This is a genomic window from Rhodocytophaga aerolata (genome assembly GCF_030503435.1).
Classification (GTDB): Bacteria; Bacteroidota; Bacteroidia; order Cytophagales; family 172606-1; genus Rhodocytophaga; species Rhodocytophaga aerolata.
Genome location: NZ_JAUKPO010000003.1, coordinates 123,996 through 139,956 on the forward strand (window position 1 = coordinate 123,996; position 15,961 = coordinate 139,956).

General features: G+C 38.1%; 12 protein-coding genes. 4 read left to right on the forward strand and 8 right to left on the reverse strand.

Annotation, left to right across the window (positions count from 1 at the left end; genetic code table 11):
* Positions 1–26 precede the first annotated feature (26 nt).
* A complete protein-coding gene (locus Q0590_RS07365; protein WP_302036864.1) occupies positions 27–1,844 on the reverse strand; it encodes a M2 family metallopeptidase in 1,818 nt (605 codons plus the stop codon).
* A gap of 406 nt (positions 1,845–2,250) precedes the next feature.
* Here Q0590_RS07365 and hslU point away from each other — a divergent pair, with 406 nt between their 5' ends.
* The 4 genes from hslU (at position 2,251) to Q0590_RS07385 (ending at position 6,021) form a co-directional block, all read left to right on the forward strand.
* Entirely contained in the window at positions 2,251–3,642 is a 1,392-nt protein-coding gene (hslU, locus tag Q0590_RS07370; protein ID WP_302036865.1) for an ATP-dependent protease ATPase subunit HslU, read from the forward strand.
* 149 nt (positions 3,643–3,791) lie between these two features.
* Positions 3,792–4,514 carry a bifunctional demethylmenaquinone methyltransferase/2-methoxy-6-polyprenyl-1,4-benzoquinol methylase UbiE gene (gene ubiE / locus Q0590_RS07375; protein ID WP_302036866.1) on the forward strand — a complete coding sequence of 241 codons (723 nt, stop codon included), beginning with the start codon at positions 3,792–3,794 and terminating at the stop codon, positions 4,512–4,514.
* Complete coding sequence (porT, locus tag Q0590_RS07380) at positions 4,463–5,203, forward strand: type IX secretion/gliding motility protein PorT/SprT (RefSeq protein WP_465269388.1); 741 nt, start codon at positions 4,463–4,465, stop codon at positions 5,201–5,203. The genes ubiE and porT overlap by 52 nt, the downstream gene beginning before the upstream one ends.
* A 62-nt stretch (positions 5,204–5,265) precedes the next feature.
* The gene (locus Q0590_RS07385) at positions 5,266–6,021 is read left to right on the forward strand and encodes an SDR family NAD(P)-dependent oxidoreductase (RefSeq protein ID WP_302036868.1); all 756 of its coding nucleotides are present in this window, start codon (positions 5,266–5,268) and stop codon (positions 6,019–6,021) included.
* Here the strand turns inward: Q0590_RS07385 and Q0590_RS07390 are convergent.
* The 7 genes from Q0590_RS07390 to Q0590_RS07420 form a co-directional block, all read right to left on the reverse strand.
* Entirely contained in the window at positions 6,016–6,687 is a 672-nt protein-coding gene (locus tag Q0590_RS07390) for an alpha/beta hydrolase (RefSeq protein ID WP_302036869.1), read from the reverse strand. The two genes, Q0590_RS07385 and Q0590_RS07390, sit on opposite strands and share 6 nt — an antisense overlap.
* Before the next feature lie 81 nt (positions 6,688–6,768).
* Entirely contained in the window at positions 6,769–7,206 is a 438-nt protein-coding gene (locus Q0590_RS07395; RefSeq protein WP_302036870.1) for a hypothetical protein, read from the reverse strand.
* 20 nt (positions 7,207–7,226) lie between these two features.
* A complete protein-coding gene (locus tag Q0590_RS07400) occupies positions 7,227–8,120 on the reverse strand; it encodes a hypothetical protein (protein ID WP_302036871.1) in 894 nt (297 codons plus the stop codon).
* Positions 8,121–8,166: 46 nt separating this feature from the next.
* Positions 8,167–11,310 (reverse strand): ATP-binding cassette domain-containing protein, encoded by a 3,144-nt coding sequence (locus Q0590_RS07405; RefSeq protein WP_302036872.1) that lies wholly within the window; start codon positions 11,308–11,310, stop codon positions 8,167–8,169.
* Between the two features lie 166 nt (positions 11,311–11,476).
* Complete coding sequence (locus tag Q0590_RS07410) at positions 11,477–11,839, reverse strand: DUF1987 domain-containing protein (RefSeq protein WP_302036873.1); 363 nt, start codon at positions 11,837–11,839, stop codon at positions 11,477–11,479.
* Positions 11,840–11,884: 45 nt separating this feature from the next.
* Complete coding sequence (locus Q0590_RS07415) at positions 11,885–12,439, reverse strand: SiaB family protein kinase (protein WP_302036874.1); 555 nt, start codon at positions 12,437–12,439, stop codon at positions 11,885–11,887.
* A gap of 56 nt (positions 12,440–12,495) precedes the next feature.
* Entirely contained in the window at positions 12,496–15,921 is a 3,426-nt protein-coding gene (locus tag Q0590_RS07420) for a PAS domain S-box protein (protein ID WP_302036875.1), read from the reverse strand.
* Positions 15,922–15,961: the final 40 nt, after the last annotated feature.

Sequence of the window (15,961 nt, forward strand, 5' to 3'; positions counted from 1 at the left end):
CAACTACTTGCTTTCTTTTATACAACTTATATCTTTTCGGGAAGCGTATATTTTCTTCCTTTGTTAGCTTCTTTCAGATATGGCATAAGCGGCTGAAAGTAATTAAGCATAGCTTCCGCATTTAGCTCTTTCCCAGTAGATTCTTTCAGTAATTCACGCCAATTACGGCTGGCACCTGGTGTCAAAATCTTTTTTAGAAAATTGCCTACCTCTTTGTTGCCATAATAATTGGTAGCTTTTGGATTTTGCTTTAAAATAGTTGTAGCCACATGATCGTGCAGTTGAAAAAGTAATGCAAAAGAAAGGGCATAGTCATAATACTGGGCGGCATCGTCGTTAATATGGGTTTTAGAGGCGGCATCTGTGTATTCTTCTCCGCGTTCGGCAGGTGGCACCATACCCTGATATTTCTGGCTTAATTCCCACCAACGTTTGTTAAACTGGTCTGGCGGCAGATTATTAACATATAAGTCATGCTCAAACTCAGTCATAACACCGGCTGAAAAAGGAATAAATACAATATAATTTAAAGCTTCTTTCAATAATTCTTTTGTTTCATCGGTTTTAGTATTCGGCTCAATCAGGCCAAGGTTTGCCAGAAAGGGTTTCTGCATAGCAGCCAGGCCCATCATACTACCCACTGCTTCATGAAAAGCCCGGTTGGCTCCTCCTCTTAACAGAGGCGGAACTTCAGAATTAGTATAACTCATGTAGTAATATACATGACCTAGTTCATGATGTGTAGTTTCATACCAATCTGCATTCGGAATTACACTCATCAGGCTGCGCACATCTTGTTGCAAATCCATGTGCCAGGCAGACGCATGGTTATTTTTCTTATAATTGGCTTCTACAGGTGCCGGATACAAACTTGATTTTTCATAGAAACTGGCGGGCAATGAGTCGAACCCTAAACTGATATAGAATCTTTCTGCTTGCTTCACCAGCCATTCAGCCTCCTTTTTGGCTAACGCCTCATCCAGATTAATTCCTTCTACGTCTATCATAGCAGACCAATCCTGGCCCCAGCGGTTAGGCAGCCAATGGGCAGGCAGCATCTCCGGAACCTCTTTGATTCCATATTTATTCGCTAACTCGTACCGGGCATAGGTATGCAATTCGCGGTACAATGGCCATATATCACTAATCAGCTTTTTATTCATCTCCATCATTTCCGGCACCGTCATGTTATATTCGGAAACCTGGTAAGTAAAATAATCCTTGTATCCTAACGCCTGCACTGTTTGGTTCCGCAAACCGCGTAAATCTACCAAACCTGCTTTTAGGTTTTTGCCTACTTCTTTACTGGCCTGCCATGCAGCAAGCCGTTTGGTGATGTTTTTCTCTTCTCTTAAAATTTCATCAATTCCATTAGGTGTAATGGGTTTGCCATCTAGCGTATAATTAAATCCAAAAAGCTTTTCTGTCTGCTGGGTTTCTGCTTTTATCCGTTTGCTTACCACCTCAGCTACTGTCTGAGGATTATTGGCTGCCTGGTATAGAATAGTTTCCAGTTGTTTTACCTGGATAGGCGTTAGCTTTTCTTTTTGCTCCAGATATTTTCTTGTCTTTTCAATATTCTCTTTACTTCCTGTAAAATTGGCAAACGCTTCACTAGCTACTTGTGTACGGTAAGCATTGGTGGTATCTCCTTCAACTATATGCGTATTGGTTTCCCATTGTGCCAGTGAAAGATCGTAGTATAATTTTACATATTGATTGGTGTAGGTGTCCAGGTATTGCTGCACCTCTAAAGCCAGGGTATTATCTTCTGTTTTTGTAGTAGTTGTGCTACAGGATAGCATAAGGAGAGAAAAAACAAACAATAGGTAATATGGTTTCATATAGCAAAGGAGTTAATTAGGAACTGTACAAGGGCATGCATCTTAAAAATAAGCAGATAATCTGGAGAAAAGACTGCTATAAGTCAGAATTTGTTTTTGCTTCGACTTTTAAGCCTTCTATATACTTTGCACAACTTTGTATGAACTAAGACGTTGTATTTTTTGATTCATTTATAAGGTGAGGCAAGCTTGCCGGCTGACATGTTAGAAAATTCTAACTGAAGATAACTTGCAACTACCTGCCGCGAATTTTACTGACAGAGCGTCAGCTTAGGAGGCAAATATAAAATACAGGCCTGTACATCTGCTTCAAATGATGGCATTACCTATGACAACAGCATACTTGGGTAGAAATTTGTTATAGCCAGTCTTAAACCGAATAGTAACTTAATTTATTCCATACATAATGACAACAACCCGTTTAGAATATTTAACTCCCCGTCAGATTGTAGAAGAACTTGACAAATATATAGTAGGCCAGAAAGATGCTAAACGCAATGTAGCCATAGCACTTCGTAACCGCTGGCGCCGGATGAGTGCTGCTGCAGATATGCGGCAAGAGATTGTACCCAATAATATCCTGATGATCGGTGCTACCGGTATCGGAAAAACAGAAATTGCCCGGCGGCTGGCAAAAATAGCTGATGCGCCATTTACAAAAGTAGAAGCCTCTAAATTTACAGAAGTAGGCTACGTAGGCCGGGACGTAGAAAGCATGGTGCGGGATCTGGTAGAACAGGCGGTACATCTGGTGAAAGCCAATAAGAAAGAAGCTGTTAAAGCAAGAGCTACGCAGGTAGTTGAAGATATTATTCTGGATGCCCTTATACCGCCTATGCGCAGCAAAACAGGCAGTGCAGCAGGCTATAATATAGAGACGACTGCTACACCTGACAGCGACCAGGAACTAAATGAACGTACCCGAGAACGTTTCCGTGAAAAAATTAAAAATGGTGAACTGGAAGACAGAAAAATTGAGATAAACATTCAACAATCTTCTACCAGCAATGTGGGTATGCTAGGCCCCGGCGTAGATGAAATGACCATGATGAATTTGCAGGAGATGATCAGTGGCATGATGCCGAAGAAAACTAAAAAGCGGAAAGTGACTATTGCAGAAGCCCGTAAAATTCTACTGGAAGAAGAATCGTCTAAGTTGATAGATATGGATGAAGTGAAAGAAGAAGCCATCCGTAAGGCAGAAGATACAGGTATTATCTTTATTGATGAGATAGATAAAATTGCCAGCTCTAGCAAAGGAGGCGGCCCTGATGTAAGCCGCGAAGGCGTACAACGCGATTTGCTGCCAATAGTGGAAGGAAGCACAGTAAATACAAAATATGGGGTAATTAACACAGACCATATTCTATTTATTGCTGCCGGTGCATTTCATGTAGCCAAACCATCGGATCTTATTCCTGAATTGCAAGGCCGTTTCCCAATCCGGGTAGAACTACAGAGCTTAACCAAAGAAGATTTCTACCAGATTTTAAAAGCGCCCAAAAATGCATTAACTAAACAATATGAAAGTTTATTAATGGCAGAAGGCGTAGCACTTTCTTTCCAGGACGAAGCATTGGAGCGCCTTGCCGAAATAGCTTTCAACATCAATTCAGAAGTAGAAAACATAGGAGCCCGCCGGCTGCATACGGTTATGAGCCATTTATTAAATGACTTTTTGTTCGATATTCCAGATGTGATAGGTGCTAATGCTAAAATTGTGATCACCCGGGAGATGGTAGACCAACGTCTGTCCAATCTGGTGAAAAACAAAGATTTAAGCCAGTATATTCTATAAAAACATCTAAACCGTTAGCCGCTAAGAGAACATATATTGGTTCCTATCTATATCATTCAAACCAATATGTTAAATACTTGTTATATTGTAAAGTTAGCTGTTGATCTGCTAACTTTACAATTCTTTAAACCTACCTAAATCACCATCTTATGAGCGTAGTGCCATATAAAGAGCAGACAGCCAGTAAAAAAGAACAAGTGGCTACTATGTTTGATAACATTGCCGGCAAATACGACTTATTGAATCGGGTTCTGAGCTTTGGTATAGATATTTATTGGCGCAAAAAAGCCGTTCGTTTATTGAAACCACTAAGACCACGATTAATACTGGATATAGCTACCGGAACAGGAGATTTTGCTATTGAAGCATTGGCTGCTAAGCCAGAAAAAATTATTGGTGTAGATATTTCTGAAGGGATGCTGGCGAAAGGCCGGGAAAAGCTCCGGAAAATGAAACTGGAAGACAAAATTGAACTCAGGAAAGGCGACTCTGAGAAACTATTGTTTACAGATAATTATTTTGATGCAGTAATCGTTTCTTTTGGTGTAAGGAACTTCGAGAATCTGGATAAGGGATTAGTAGATATGTTCCGGGTATTAAAAAAAGGGGGTACCTGCATTATTGTAGAATTTTCAAAGCCCACAGGTTTTCCATTTAAACAAGTATATAATTTCTATTCAAGCCGTATATTGCCTCTTATTGGGAAAGTAATATCTAAAGATCAGTCAGCCTATAGTTACCTGCCTGAGTCTGTGCAAGCTTTCCCAGATGGTAAAGATTTTTTAAACATCTTTGAAAAGGCAGGCTTTCATTCAACAAAATGTATACCTCTCACGTTTGGCATCAGTTCTATTTATATAGGAAGGAAATAGTAGCAACCAGTGTTTGCTTTCTTCTTTTTATTTCTTGTTTCCAAAGCCATGCGCAACGGGCAAGTTTGTATACAGTGCATCAACCTGACTACGATGAAAGATCCCTGCATTACGGATTTTTTCTGGCAGGGAATTACACAAAATTTAACAGAAAATACTCCCAGTCGTTTGTTAATGGATCAGATACTGCTTTTGCCATTAATCCTGCCGGAGCGCCAGGGTTTGGGTTAGGTTTTATTGCAAGTTATATTTTAAGTAAGCATTTTGAAGTGCGGGTTCTACCTTCCGGAGCTTTTTACGAGCGTTCTATCAACTACCGGTTTAATCAGGGCACAGAAACAGAACAAAGAATAGAATCTACGTTTCTTGAATTGCCTCTGCTTGTAAAATACCGGTCGAACCGGAGAGGGAATGTGCGGATGTATATGGTAGGCGGCTTTAAACCTTCGCTGGAAATAGGTTCAAACCGGCGGGAAAGATCGCAGGACAGACTTCGCACAGACAATGTAGACCTGACAGTGGAATATGGTTTCGGGTTTGACTTATTTTATTCTTTCGTAAAAGTATCTCCGGAACTACGTTTTTCTCATGGAATAAAGAATATGCTGATTTCTGATAGCTCCCCTTACAGCCGGGGGCTTGACAGATTAAATTCACATACAATTTCATTGAGCTTATTTTTTGAGTAATCTTTTATGAGCCATCAGGCAACTAGCAGAACCAATCAATAACCAAAACCTACCTATTTTTTATGAGCAAAATAGCTTTTATTACAGGCGCTACTTCCGGCATAGGAAAAGCTACAGCCCTTTTATTCGCACGCCAAGGAATTAATTTGATTATTTGTGGCCGCCGGGCAGACCGCCTGGAAGAGCTAAAATCTCAGATTGAATCTATGGTGAAGGTGCATATATTGGCGTTCGATGTGCGGGATGAGCAAGCAGTAATGAAGGCTATTAATTCACTGCCTGAAGAATGGAAAACAGTGGACATACTTGTAAATAACGCTGGTAATGCCCATGGTCTAGCTCCCATTCATGAAGGAAGTACAGAAGACTGGAATGCTATGTTAGATATTAATGTGAAAGGTTTATTATTTGTATCTAAAGCTATTATTCCTGGTATGGTCTCCAGAAAAAGTGGACATATTGTAAATATTGGCTCTATTGCCGGAAAAGAAGTATACCCAAATGGCAATGTTTATTGTGCCTCCAAATTTGCTGTAGATGCCATTACCTCTGGTATGCGTTTGGATCTGAACCCATATGGTATCCGTGTAACGGGCATTCATCCTGGCTTGGTAGAAACCGAATTTTCTCTAGTTCGATTTAAGGGAGATGAACAAAGAGCTGGTTCTGTTTATAAAGGCTTCAAACCCTTAGTGGCAGAAGATATTGCAGATGTCATCTGGTATACGGTAAATTGTCCCCCTCATGTTATGATCAGTGATCTAACTATTTTACCTACAGCTCAAGCATCTGCGACCATTGTTAATAAAAACTTATAGGCCTTTCTTCGTATTTATCATATGATCTCTGAGCCTACCCAAAGTCTCACGGTGAATTTCGTGCTTGCCATCAAAAGATAATATGTGGGGTGTAAATCCGGCTACAGAAAAATTCTTTACATATTCATCATGAGGAATATTTGTTAAGAACTCATCTTGTAGACCGTAGATTACATACATAGTTGTTTGAGCTAGTACCTCTCTGCTTAAGTCCAGGTTCATATCAGCAGGTAATTGTCCTGCCCATAGAATTAAATTGTCTACTTTCATTCCCCGGCTGGTTATCCACCGGCATACAGTGGCTACCCCTTGTGAGAAGCCAAGTATGTTTATATGTATCTTTGAAATGTCTCTGTCTAATAAAATGTTATCGTACAGCTGGTTCAAATAATTTATATAGTCCTCTATCTCTGTTAATCGCTCTTCCTTGGTCATCCAGGTTGCCCCTATTCTTCCGGTAAACCCTTGCAAGTAAAAGCGATTCAACGCTTCTGGAGCTACAACAAAGGTTTGGTCATTCTCGAGCACATCAAACTTTTTCAGAAAGTAATTTGCTAATTGTCCGTACCCATGGCATACAAACCATACGGCTTGAGTTTCTGGCGACAGTTGGCCTAATGTGAAGTATCGGGCTGTTTTGTGTACCTGAATATAATTACCTTCCATAAAGCATATTCTTCAGTTTAGTCAAATAAAAAAGCAGGAACACGAAAAATGTTCCTGCTTACAAATATAGTGAAGGTAAAGTTAGCGCTTAAAACCGAGTACAGCTGCAGCACAGCTTTCTTTCTGATTTTCAAAGGAGAACGTTAAATAATACACCCCTGTAGAAGCACATTTATAGCTTACCCCTGAGTAAAACTTTTTACTGGCCGGGTCTTGGTTAGTGGCTACCAGTTTTCTATTCGAATCGTACAAATTCAATAGTACACCTTTTAGCTCTAACTCTTTATTTCCCAAGGTAATCATATAATTAGAATCTTTGCTGAAGATATATGGAAACTCTAATTTATCTTTAGCCCCGTTCTCACCGTCAATTTTATAACTTTTTAGGAAAGCATACCCTTGTGGAAGCTTCTCTATTAGTTTATTTGTATAAGTATCTGCATCGCACTGAGCTGAAGCCACGGAAGCATTCGTAAGTATGGCTGCAAACACAATCAAAGTAAATAGTATTTTTTTCATATCTGTATTGATAACTAATTTTAGCTGATTATTTTATTACGTATAGCACTAGCTGCTGCCTGAATACTTTTCAAATCTTCAGGTGTCATGTTTATTTTCTTGGTGCTATTATCTACTACCATCAATACGCCATCTACTTCTTTCATGGTGGATTCTTGATACGTATAAGTAACTTCTACTTTTTCGAATTGCTTCTGTAGATCAGTTAAATCGGCAATCAATGACTGGATATTTGCATCCTGGTTATAAAAAGATAAAAGTAGTAACAGTTGATCAAGAATTACTTTTTGCTCTCCGATCCGCTCTTTAAAAGTCTGACTTGGGTATTTGTTTTCTACGGCACAGGTTAAATGCAAAGCTTCTAGCCATCCACCAGTCAGAATCAAAATACTTAAGTTAGATCTTTCCTGCTCTTGTAAATGCTTATTAATCTTTTCAAAGTTTGTTGTAGTAATCAGCAATAAAGAATCTAAATTATTACTGTTTGTAGCTAAACTTCTGATGGTATTAAAATCGAAAAACTGTCCAATACTTAACCCATCCGCCGTGGTACGTACAGCATCCAGATAATGTAGTGCATCCTGATTCTGACTATAGATATTGGCATATCCCAAATCTGTACCATAAATGCCTAAATTCAATGCTCTTTTGTAATTGGTATTGTAGTTACTCAGATTGTTAGTTGAATTGAGTACATTTTTATCATATTTTACTCCCGAATTTTTTATCAAAGAAGAGATTTCTAAAGGAGACGGTATAGATTGAATAATATCTCCCAATACCTCTTTAGAAACAGGAGGCGTCTGTACCTTTGCGTTGTCTAAGCTGTCGAGAAAAGCTTGTTCACTTGGTTGTTTATTATTATCACAGGCTACTAAGAGCAATGCAATAAAACCTAAGTATACTTTATTCATGATATTAGATTAATTTAGCTGCTTTATTCTGAATTAGTTTATGTAATTAATTAGTGGCCACCCGGCTTTTTTTGATTTTTATCTCTTGCCATGTACTCATTATCTTATTCTTTACCTGAGTTAGGTATGTAGTTGCAAAGTCAAATTTGATCCGGCCAAGTATGGATAAGGCACCTTTAAATGCTTCAAAGTATAACGTAACATACAATAGTCCTGTTAGTATCCAGACAACCATCAAATTGAAAGCAAAAGTGCTCATATACATTCCGCCCATATGTTTAGTAGGTGCCAGGAAATGTGCTCTATAATCTAACTTTCCGGCTATGTTTGTAGGATCTGTATATACTGGGTCTATTTGTTGGATAAGCTTTCCTTCGTATTCGATAATCCGATTTTTAGTGCTTGTATTTTTCATAAAATCTGCTAGAGATTCATTGTAATACAAGTTTTTATAAGCTGTTAAGTTATATTCCGGATTAGCAGATTTATGTTCTATCAATCTTTCCTTTTTATAATCTGCGTCATTAAATTGCTTAATATAGCTTTGCTTTAACGTTTCAAGATAAAAGCTAACTTTATCTGCTGCTCTTTCATCAAATCCATGCGTTGTTAAAGCAGAATTTACATCTATACTTAATCCTCGTTTATTTACTTCAGCATTTATCTCTTCACGGATTACCTTCAGATCTTTTGCCAAAATAGTTTGGATGGAGTCGGTTTTATCTTTTGCATGAAACTTAGATCTTTCCAGCCTCTCTGATAATTCAGGAATCAGATATGTATATTTGAAGTATGCTTTACTTTGAATTTTTTCCAGGTCATAATAGGAAACCTGGTAAGGATTATTTTTATATTGCTCAATGGCAAGCGCCTCAAAACCCCACCTGGAGGCTATAAAGTCAGCTATTATTGGCACTTTGCCTTTTGTACTGATCATATCATTCAGCTTATCGAAGCTAAACATTACTCCACTCAGCACTATCTGAGGAATTAATATTAACGGAATCGTAATGTATACAGTAACTACAGAGTTGAATGAAGCAGATATATTTAAACCCAGTATATTAGCAAAACACGACATGGTGAACAGAACCATCCAATAACTCAAGGTCATTCCTTTAACTTCTAGAATCCAATTGCCAATTAGGACAAAACTCAAAGTTTGAATTGCAGACAGCACAAAGAGAATAATCAGTTTAGATGATAAATAGCTGGTTCTGCTCAGATTCAGAAATGACTCTCTTTTTTGTATTTTCTTATCTCTGATAATTTCCTCTGCACTTACGGTTAGACCCATAAACAGAGCTACCAGTATGGCTACTAATATATAAGCAGGTATATTATCGTTATATCGGTAGATATAGCCCGAAGAATCAGGATCATTTTTATAGCGGATTACTAATGCCAGGATGGCTGCTAGTACAGGAGCCTGCAATAAGTTTATCAGCATATACTGCACGTTACTTATTTTAGACAAAAAGTCTCTTACTGTAAAAATGACTGTTTGTTTAAACCTTGAAGGCAGATTTAAAGCTTTAGGAGGGTTTTCTTTGACTAGCGTGACCTCTTCAAGCTTAAAATTTTGTAAATATCGCTCATTCCATTGGGGAGGCGTTACTTTTCTCTTATTTGTGAACTGACCATACTCATCTACCACTTTGGCTTCAATGATATTGAATATCTGTTCAGGATTTACATTGCCGCAAGTATGACACTGACCTTTATCACTGTCTACCTGGTTAGTGGCTTTCTTAAAATAAATTACTGATTCTACCGGATTGCCATAATAGATCGGGTACCCACCTGTATCCAACAAGAATAATTTATCAAACATCTTAAATATGTCTGACGATGGCTGGTGAATGACTACGAAAATAAGTTTGCCTTTTAGCGAAAGTTCTTTTAAAAGGTCTATTACATTTTCTGAATCTCTGGAAGATAAGCCTGATGTAGGTTCGTCAACAAACATTACTGCAGGTTCCCGGATTAATTCCAGGGCTATATTCAACCGTTTCCGCTGACCACCGCTTATTTTTTTATTCAGAACATTGCCAACTTTTAAATCTTTAATATGCTCTAGTCCAAGGCTAGCTAGCACGTTAATTACCGCTTTGTGTAACTCTTCTTCAGTCAAATGAGCAAAACAAAGTTTGGCATTGTAGTATAAATTTTCATACACACTTAACTCTTCGATGAGTAAGTCATCTTGGGCTACATAGCCAAATACCCCCTGCACTTCATCTTTCTGGGTGTGTACATTTATCCCATTAATTAAAATTTCACCTTTGGAAGGATTTTCGATGCCTGCCAGAACGTTTAATAACGTTGTTTTACCGGCTCCACTTCCACCCATGATTCCAATAAGTTTCCCGGGGCCTTCCGAAATATGGACATCTCTTAAGCCTATGGCACCATTAGGAAACTTAAATTCGAGGCTTTTAACAGTAAACGAAAGGTTTTTTGTCTTCAGATTACTTAAAAAGAAGCTTACTACGTCACTATAGTATATGGGCGAACTCTTAGGGGTTTTAATAGTACTTCCATTAGAGAACAGATATACCTGATACGGTTTTAGCAACAACCCATTCAATTGTAATTCTTCATCTCCATTATATCGGACAAAGTATAAGTCTACACTTTTAACACGCAAGAATACAATTTGCCCATGCAAGTGGTCCAGCAATAAATGTTTGGCTTGCCCAGGATGCACAGCAGACTTACTGTCCGCAAGTAATATATCTTCAAAGTCAGTAAGTGTGTTTGTATTTTCATGAAGCACAAACTTTTCTATGATTTGAAAATCCTCTTTGGCAATGTTAAATACAGTAGAAACCGTATCTATAATACTCATCCGCTGAGGAGTAAAATTCTTATCAGAGCTTACTAATTCCAGCAAGCGGATAAGTACAACTACTTTCTGCTTTTGAGTAAGAGTCTTATTAATTTTCTTGCAAATAGCCAGTGTCTTAACTGAATCCTTTACAGAAGTAAGCTTGGCTTCTCCTTTATCTTCATTACCATATCCTGCAAACTGGTCGTAAAGTTCAACGTATTCCTTAACCGAATCTTGGTCTAACTCCTGCCTAAAAAATTGAATAACATACTTCCTTTCCACCTCAGTAACTCCACCGTCCTGTTTAGTTATTATAGCAAAAAGTTGAGTTAGCGCTTTAAGTATCTCCTCACTCATAGTATATTTTTCAATGTGCTTATTTTCATATAAGCTTCTTTTACTAAAACTTAATTACAAAATCAGAAGGCAGGCAAAACCCGTTCTTATTCAAAGAAAATACTTATTAGCGGCGAAATAAATTGAAATAGTTTGCTTATGCCACGTATGTATTGAATTGCAAAAATCAGTAAGTTTTGAATTCAAAGGGTACTTCTACCAGTTCTGAAAACTCAGTGCCTGCTTCTTCCATATCTTCATCATCTTCATGAAAATACCAGGAAATCGTAGTGCCGGGTATAGATTCCAGCTTAGAAAGAATATCTAAAATGAGTTTAGAAGAGGCTGTATTGAAATATTCCAGCTTAAAAGTAAAATTAGTTTTTGGCTTAGGAGCACTTCCATACGCATCTAGCCACTGTAAGACAGGCTTGTAAAATTCGGCTGTATCCTCAGGTAATGACCGGCCAGAAATTTCAAAAATTCCGTTTGATTGATCTAATATTATTTTAGGAGTATCTTCCGTTCCTTCTAAGTTAATAATCTGCATTGGGGGTAATAATTTAATGTTTGACAATTGATACTGATGGAATAATTATTCGTTTGTGTTGACTCTGGGGATAGTAGTCTTCAAAGAGAAAAATGATATTTTATCATTGATTGGCTGAAAATCAAATTCAAGTTTCTGGCCAGATTTTCTTGCCATATCTACAAATCCTAAACCGGCACCACCTTTATCTGACAGATCGCCATTTCTAATGATATCTTTATACAAAGCTTTTAACCCTTCTTTATCCAGGCTATTTATTTGCTCCAGCTTATTGTTAAGGCCTCCAACTTTATCGTTGTTGATAGGATTACCTGTTGTAATAATGTATTCATTTGCATGTTTACCTATCATGAAAATGGCCGAGTTTTTCATATTCTCTTCAAGGCTTATTTCATCTGCATGCTTACAAATGTTCTGAAGGCACTCTACCATTACGTTGAACACTTTGCGCTTAATGTTGGACTCTTCACCCACAGATTCCATGTTGCGTTCGGCCATTGCTAAAACAGACTTGGTAATTTCCTGAGTAAATTCTCCTTCATAAACGAGGATCAGATTTTGTTGCAACATTGTTTTATGCAACTCATAAATGTATTTCATGTGCTTAATTGATTGATTTTAACATTAGTATAGCTAGTAATCCACTACTTTTTGGGTTAGAATTTTATACCGATCATTAGAACATCATCGGTTTGTTTCTCTTCGCCTTTCCAGGCTTCAAATTCCTGATCAAACACTTTGTGAACAGTTTCTATGTTGTTATGTGAATGCTCAAGAATGATTTCTCGGATTCGTTTAGGTGAAAACTTACGATTATCTGGTCCTCCAAACTGATCAGGGAATCCATCTGAACAGAAGTACACAGCATCGCCTTCCGAGATGGTTAGGGTAGTAGTAGTGAAACTAGTGCGGGATTTATATTGCCCACCACCAATTGGGAATTTATCTCCTTTAACTTCAGTAAGTTCACCTCCATGCAAGAAATAAAGCGGACGATGCGCTCCTGCGTATTGTAGCGTATTTGTTTTTAAATTGATTTTACAAAGAGCGATGTCCATTCCATCACGTGTCGATGAATCTTCGCTGTCTTGACGTAGGGTTTGAGTAACGCCTTTGTCCAGCATATCCAAAACTTCACCTGGTTCTGCTACATCTTTATTATTAACAATGTTGTTTAACAAGAAATAGCCTATTAAAGAGATAAGAGCACCTGGTACGCCATGCCCAGTACAGTCTACGGCTGCTATATACATATCATCGCCTCTCTGCAAGAACCAAGGAAAATCTCCGCTGACTACATCTCTAGGTTTATATAGGATAAATGACTCAGGAAAAATTTCTTTGATAATTTCATTATTTGGCAGAATAGCTCCCTGAATACGTTTAGCATAATTAATACTTTCTGTAATCTTCTTATTCTTGCTCTGAACTTCTAACTCAATTTGTTTCCGATCGGTAATGTCATGCGAAACTAGAAGCACAGACTCTATAAGATTCTGCTCATTGTACTCAGGAATGGCATTAATTTGCATTACCCGGTCGCCAATCAGAGATGGGAAATCCATCTCGGTGCTAAGTTTCTCCTTATTCGTCATTACTTCCTTGAGGATAGCACTCCAGGCAGTTACAACTGACTCATTCAGACTTACCTCTTCCAACGATTTACTAATAAATTCATCTTTGCTATACCCAGTATACGATTCAATAATTGGATTTATATAAAACACTTTTCCTTCTTTATTGAACCGGGTAATCAAGTCTGGAGAGTTCTCAGATAAAGCCTGCATTTGGCCACGCATCCTGGCTTCCTGCTCGGCTCTTCTCCGTTCAGTAATATCGCGAGAATTTAAAACTATGCCTTCAATAGCCGGGTCAGATAGCAAATTGGTTCCTGTAGCCTCCAGCCATATGCGCTCACCATTTTTCCGGGAATAGCTGAACTGGATGGTTAATTTCTGTTCCGGATTCTCCATCAACTCCTGGAACATTCTATCTACCGACTCTACGCCTTGTTCATTTACATAGATAATGTCATTTAAACCTATTAATTCCTCTTGCTTATATCCCAATATTTTTTCTACCGATGGGCTTACATAACGTACGCGCCTGTCTTGCTCATAAATGGTTATTACTTCAGATGCATTCTCCAGCAATACCTGCATTTTTTTCTGTGCACGGTTTACCTGCTCTATCTGATCTTCCAGTGCATGATTGGTGCGTTTCAGCTCTTCCTGTGTACTTTGCATTTCTTCTGCATTCTGGCGCAATATTTCTTGCTGCTCCTGTAATTCTTCACTCTGTTTTTGAGACTTTTCCAGAAGGACTCTGGTAGTTTCGTTTACTTTAATGTTAAATATCGTACGGGCCAGAATCTCACTTATTTCATTTACAAAGCGGACGTTTCTAGAGCTAAACTTTTCGAAACCTGCTAATTCTAATACCCCAAATACCTCTTTATCGCTACCAATTACTGTAATTAAAGGTACAATCAGAATACATTTTGGTTTTCTATCACCTAACAAACCAGAAGTTATTGTAACATAATTATCAGGTACTTCTGTACGGAGGATGGTATCTTGCTCAATGGCTGCCTGTCCAACTAATCCTTCTGCAAATTTAAATTTGGCAGAAAGGTATTTCTTTTTATGGTAGGCATAACTGGCCGTCATCTCTATAAATCTGTTCTCCTCTTCCTCATCATTCACCACATAGAAAGCTCCCTGGATAGCATCTACTTTTTTAGTAAGGTATGCTACTACACGTTCGCTAAGTTCTGCCAAATTATTAGTAGACCGTAATATATCCCCTATCTCAGCAACACCAGTCACAATCCAGTTTTGTTCTTCATCCCGTTTGGCAGATTCCTGAATGCTATCCCGCATATTAATCAATGACAAACCCAGAATATCATTGTTACTCATCGGTTTGAACTCTGCAGCAAAATCACCTTCACCAATTTTGTGTGCAAAACTGGCAGTCTTTTTCAATCCTTCTACCAGATTATTGACTGTATCTGCCATTTCACCGATCTCATCGTTGCTGTTTTTCTCTAATTTTTCAGGCAATATACCCTCTCCTAGTAAAGACATAGTCTGTTTAAGGGATAGCAAGGGATTAATCAAGAATCTTGAAAAAATGAATCCTACAGCTAACGCACCTGCTAAAACTACCAAGCCGGCAATAATAAAATAATTGCGTAATTGATTAACAGAAGCATATACCTCTTCACTGTCAACTTTTACAACCATTCCCCAGTTTATACCCTGTATATGATGCCAGGCGGCTAATACAGCCTTCCCTCTGTAATCAGTATCAAACCCAATATTTGACTTACCTTTTACAGCCTGATGTAGCGCATATTCATCTTTATAACTGACTTCTTTTAATGCTGACTCCGGATTTAGGCGTAAAGGATTTATATAAATAACTTTAGAGCCACTTATCTTCGCTAATATGATTTCACCGGTATTGCCTAAGCCTATGGTATCGTTAGCCAGGCTGTATACTGGCATCATATTTACTTCAAAAACAATAACACCTTGCTGGCTTCCTTCAGTAGTGGTAATAGGGGCAGCTATCCACTGATAGTAATTTTTACCTTGCTGAAAAATATTTCCATAATGCAACCCTGCCAACCCTTTCTCAATACTGGTTTTATGTGTATCCTGTAATGTCTCGCCTACTGTCTGTCTGGTAGCAGAATTATCATGGATATAGAGCACTTTGCCATCCGTGTCAGTTAGATAGATATTAGCCAAGCCATACATTTGCCGGATTGGTGCCAAGGTAGCATCCAGACTTTCTGTACTAGAACCTGACGGTTTCTGTCCTAGGGTCTGATACATGTTTTTTACCACAGGAAGTTCTTGGGTAATGTAAATAGCAGAGGCGATTTGATTGAAAAATGTCTCTACTTTCTGAGCTTTTAGATTAGCTATTACCTGTACCGATTCAAAATATCTTTTCTCTACTGATTTTCTATTTAAATCATACGAAATGAAACTTACGATCAGTATAGCGATAAGTACTAGGGTAAGCACTAAGGCGGTGATCTTACTGCCAATTCTTATTTTTTTCAACATAGTTCCTAGGGTATGCTATTAATTAAGTATCAAACTTCCG

Coding starts and splice junctions, on each gene's coding strand:
- Q0590_RS07420 (WP_302036875.1), bottom strand. CDS start 15,921: ATGTTGAAAAAAATAAGAATTGGCAGTAAGATCACCGCCTTAGTGCTT.
- Q0590_RS07390 (WP_302036869.1), bottom strand. CDS start 6,687: ATGGAAGGTAATTATATTCAGGTACACAAAACAGCCCGATACTTCACA.
- Q0590_RS07395 (WP_302036870.1), bottom strand. CDS start 7,206: ATGAAAAAAATACTATTTACTTTGATTGTGTTTGCAGCCATACTTACG.
- Q0590_RS07400 (WP_302036871.1), bottom strand. CDS start 8,120: ATGAATAAAGTATACTTAGGTTTTATTGCATTGCTCTTAGTAGCCTGT.
- ubiE (WP_302036866.1), top strand. CDS start 3,792: ATGAGCGTAGTGCCATATAAAGAGCAGACAGCCAGTAAAAAAGAACAA.
- Q0590_RS07385 (WP_302036868.1), top strand. CDS start 5,266: ATGAGCAAAATAGCTTTTATTACAGGCGCTACTTCCGGCATAGGAAAA.
- Q0590_RS07405 (WP_302036872.1), bottom strand. CDS start 11,310: ATGAGTGAGGAGATACTTAAAGCGCTAACTCAACTTTTTGCTATAATA.
- porT (WP_465269388.1), top strand. CDS start 4,463: ATGTATACCTCTCACGTTTGGCATCAGTTCTATTTATATAGGAAGGAA.
- Q0590_RS07410 (WP_302036873.1), bottom strand. CDS start 11,839: ATGCAGATTATTAACTTAGAAGGAACGGAAGATACTCCTAAAATAATA.
- hslU (WP_302036865.1), top strand. CDS start 2,251: ATGACAACAACCCGTTTAGAATATTTAACTCCCCGTCAGATTGTAGAA.
- Q0590_RS07365 (WP_302036864.1), bottom strand. CDS start 1,844: ATGAAACCATATTACCTATTGTTTGTTTTTTCTCTCCTTATGCTATCC.
- Q0590_RS07415 (WP_302036874.1), bottom strand. CDS start 12,439: ATGAAATACATTTATGAGTTGCATAAAACAATGTTGCAACAAAATCTG.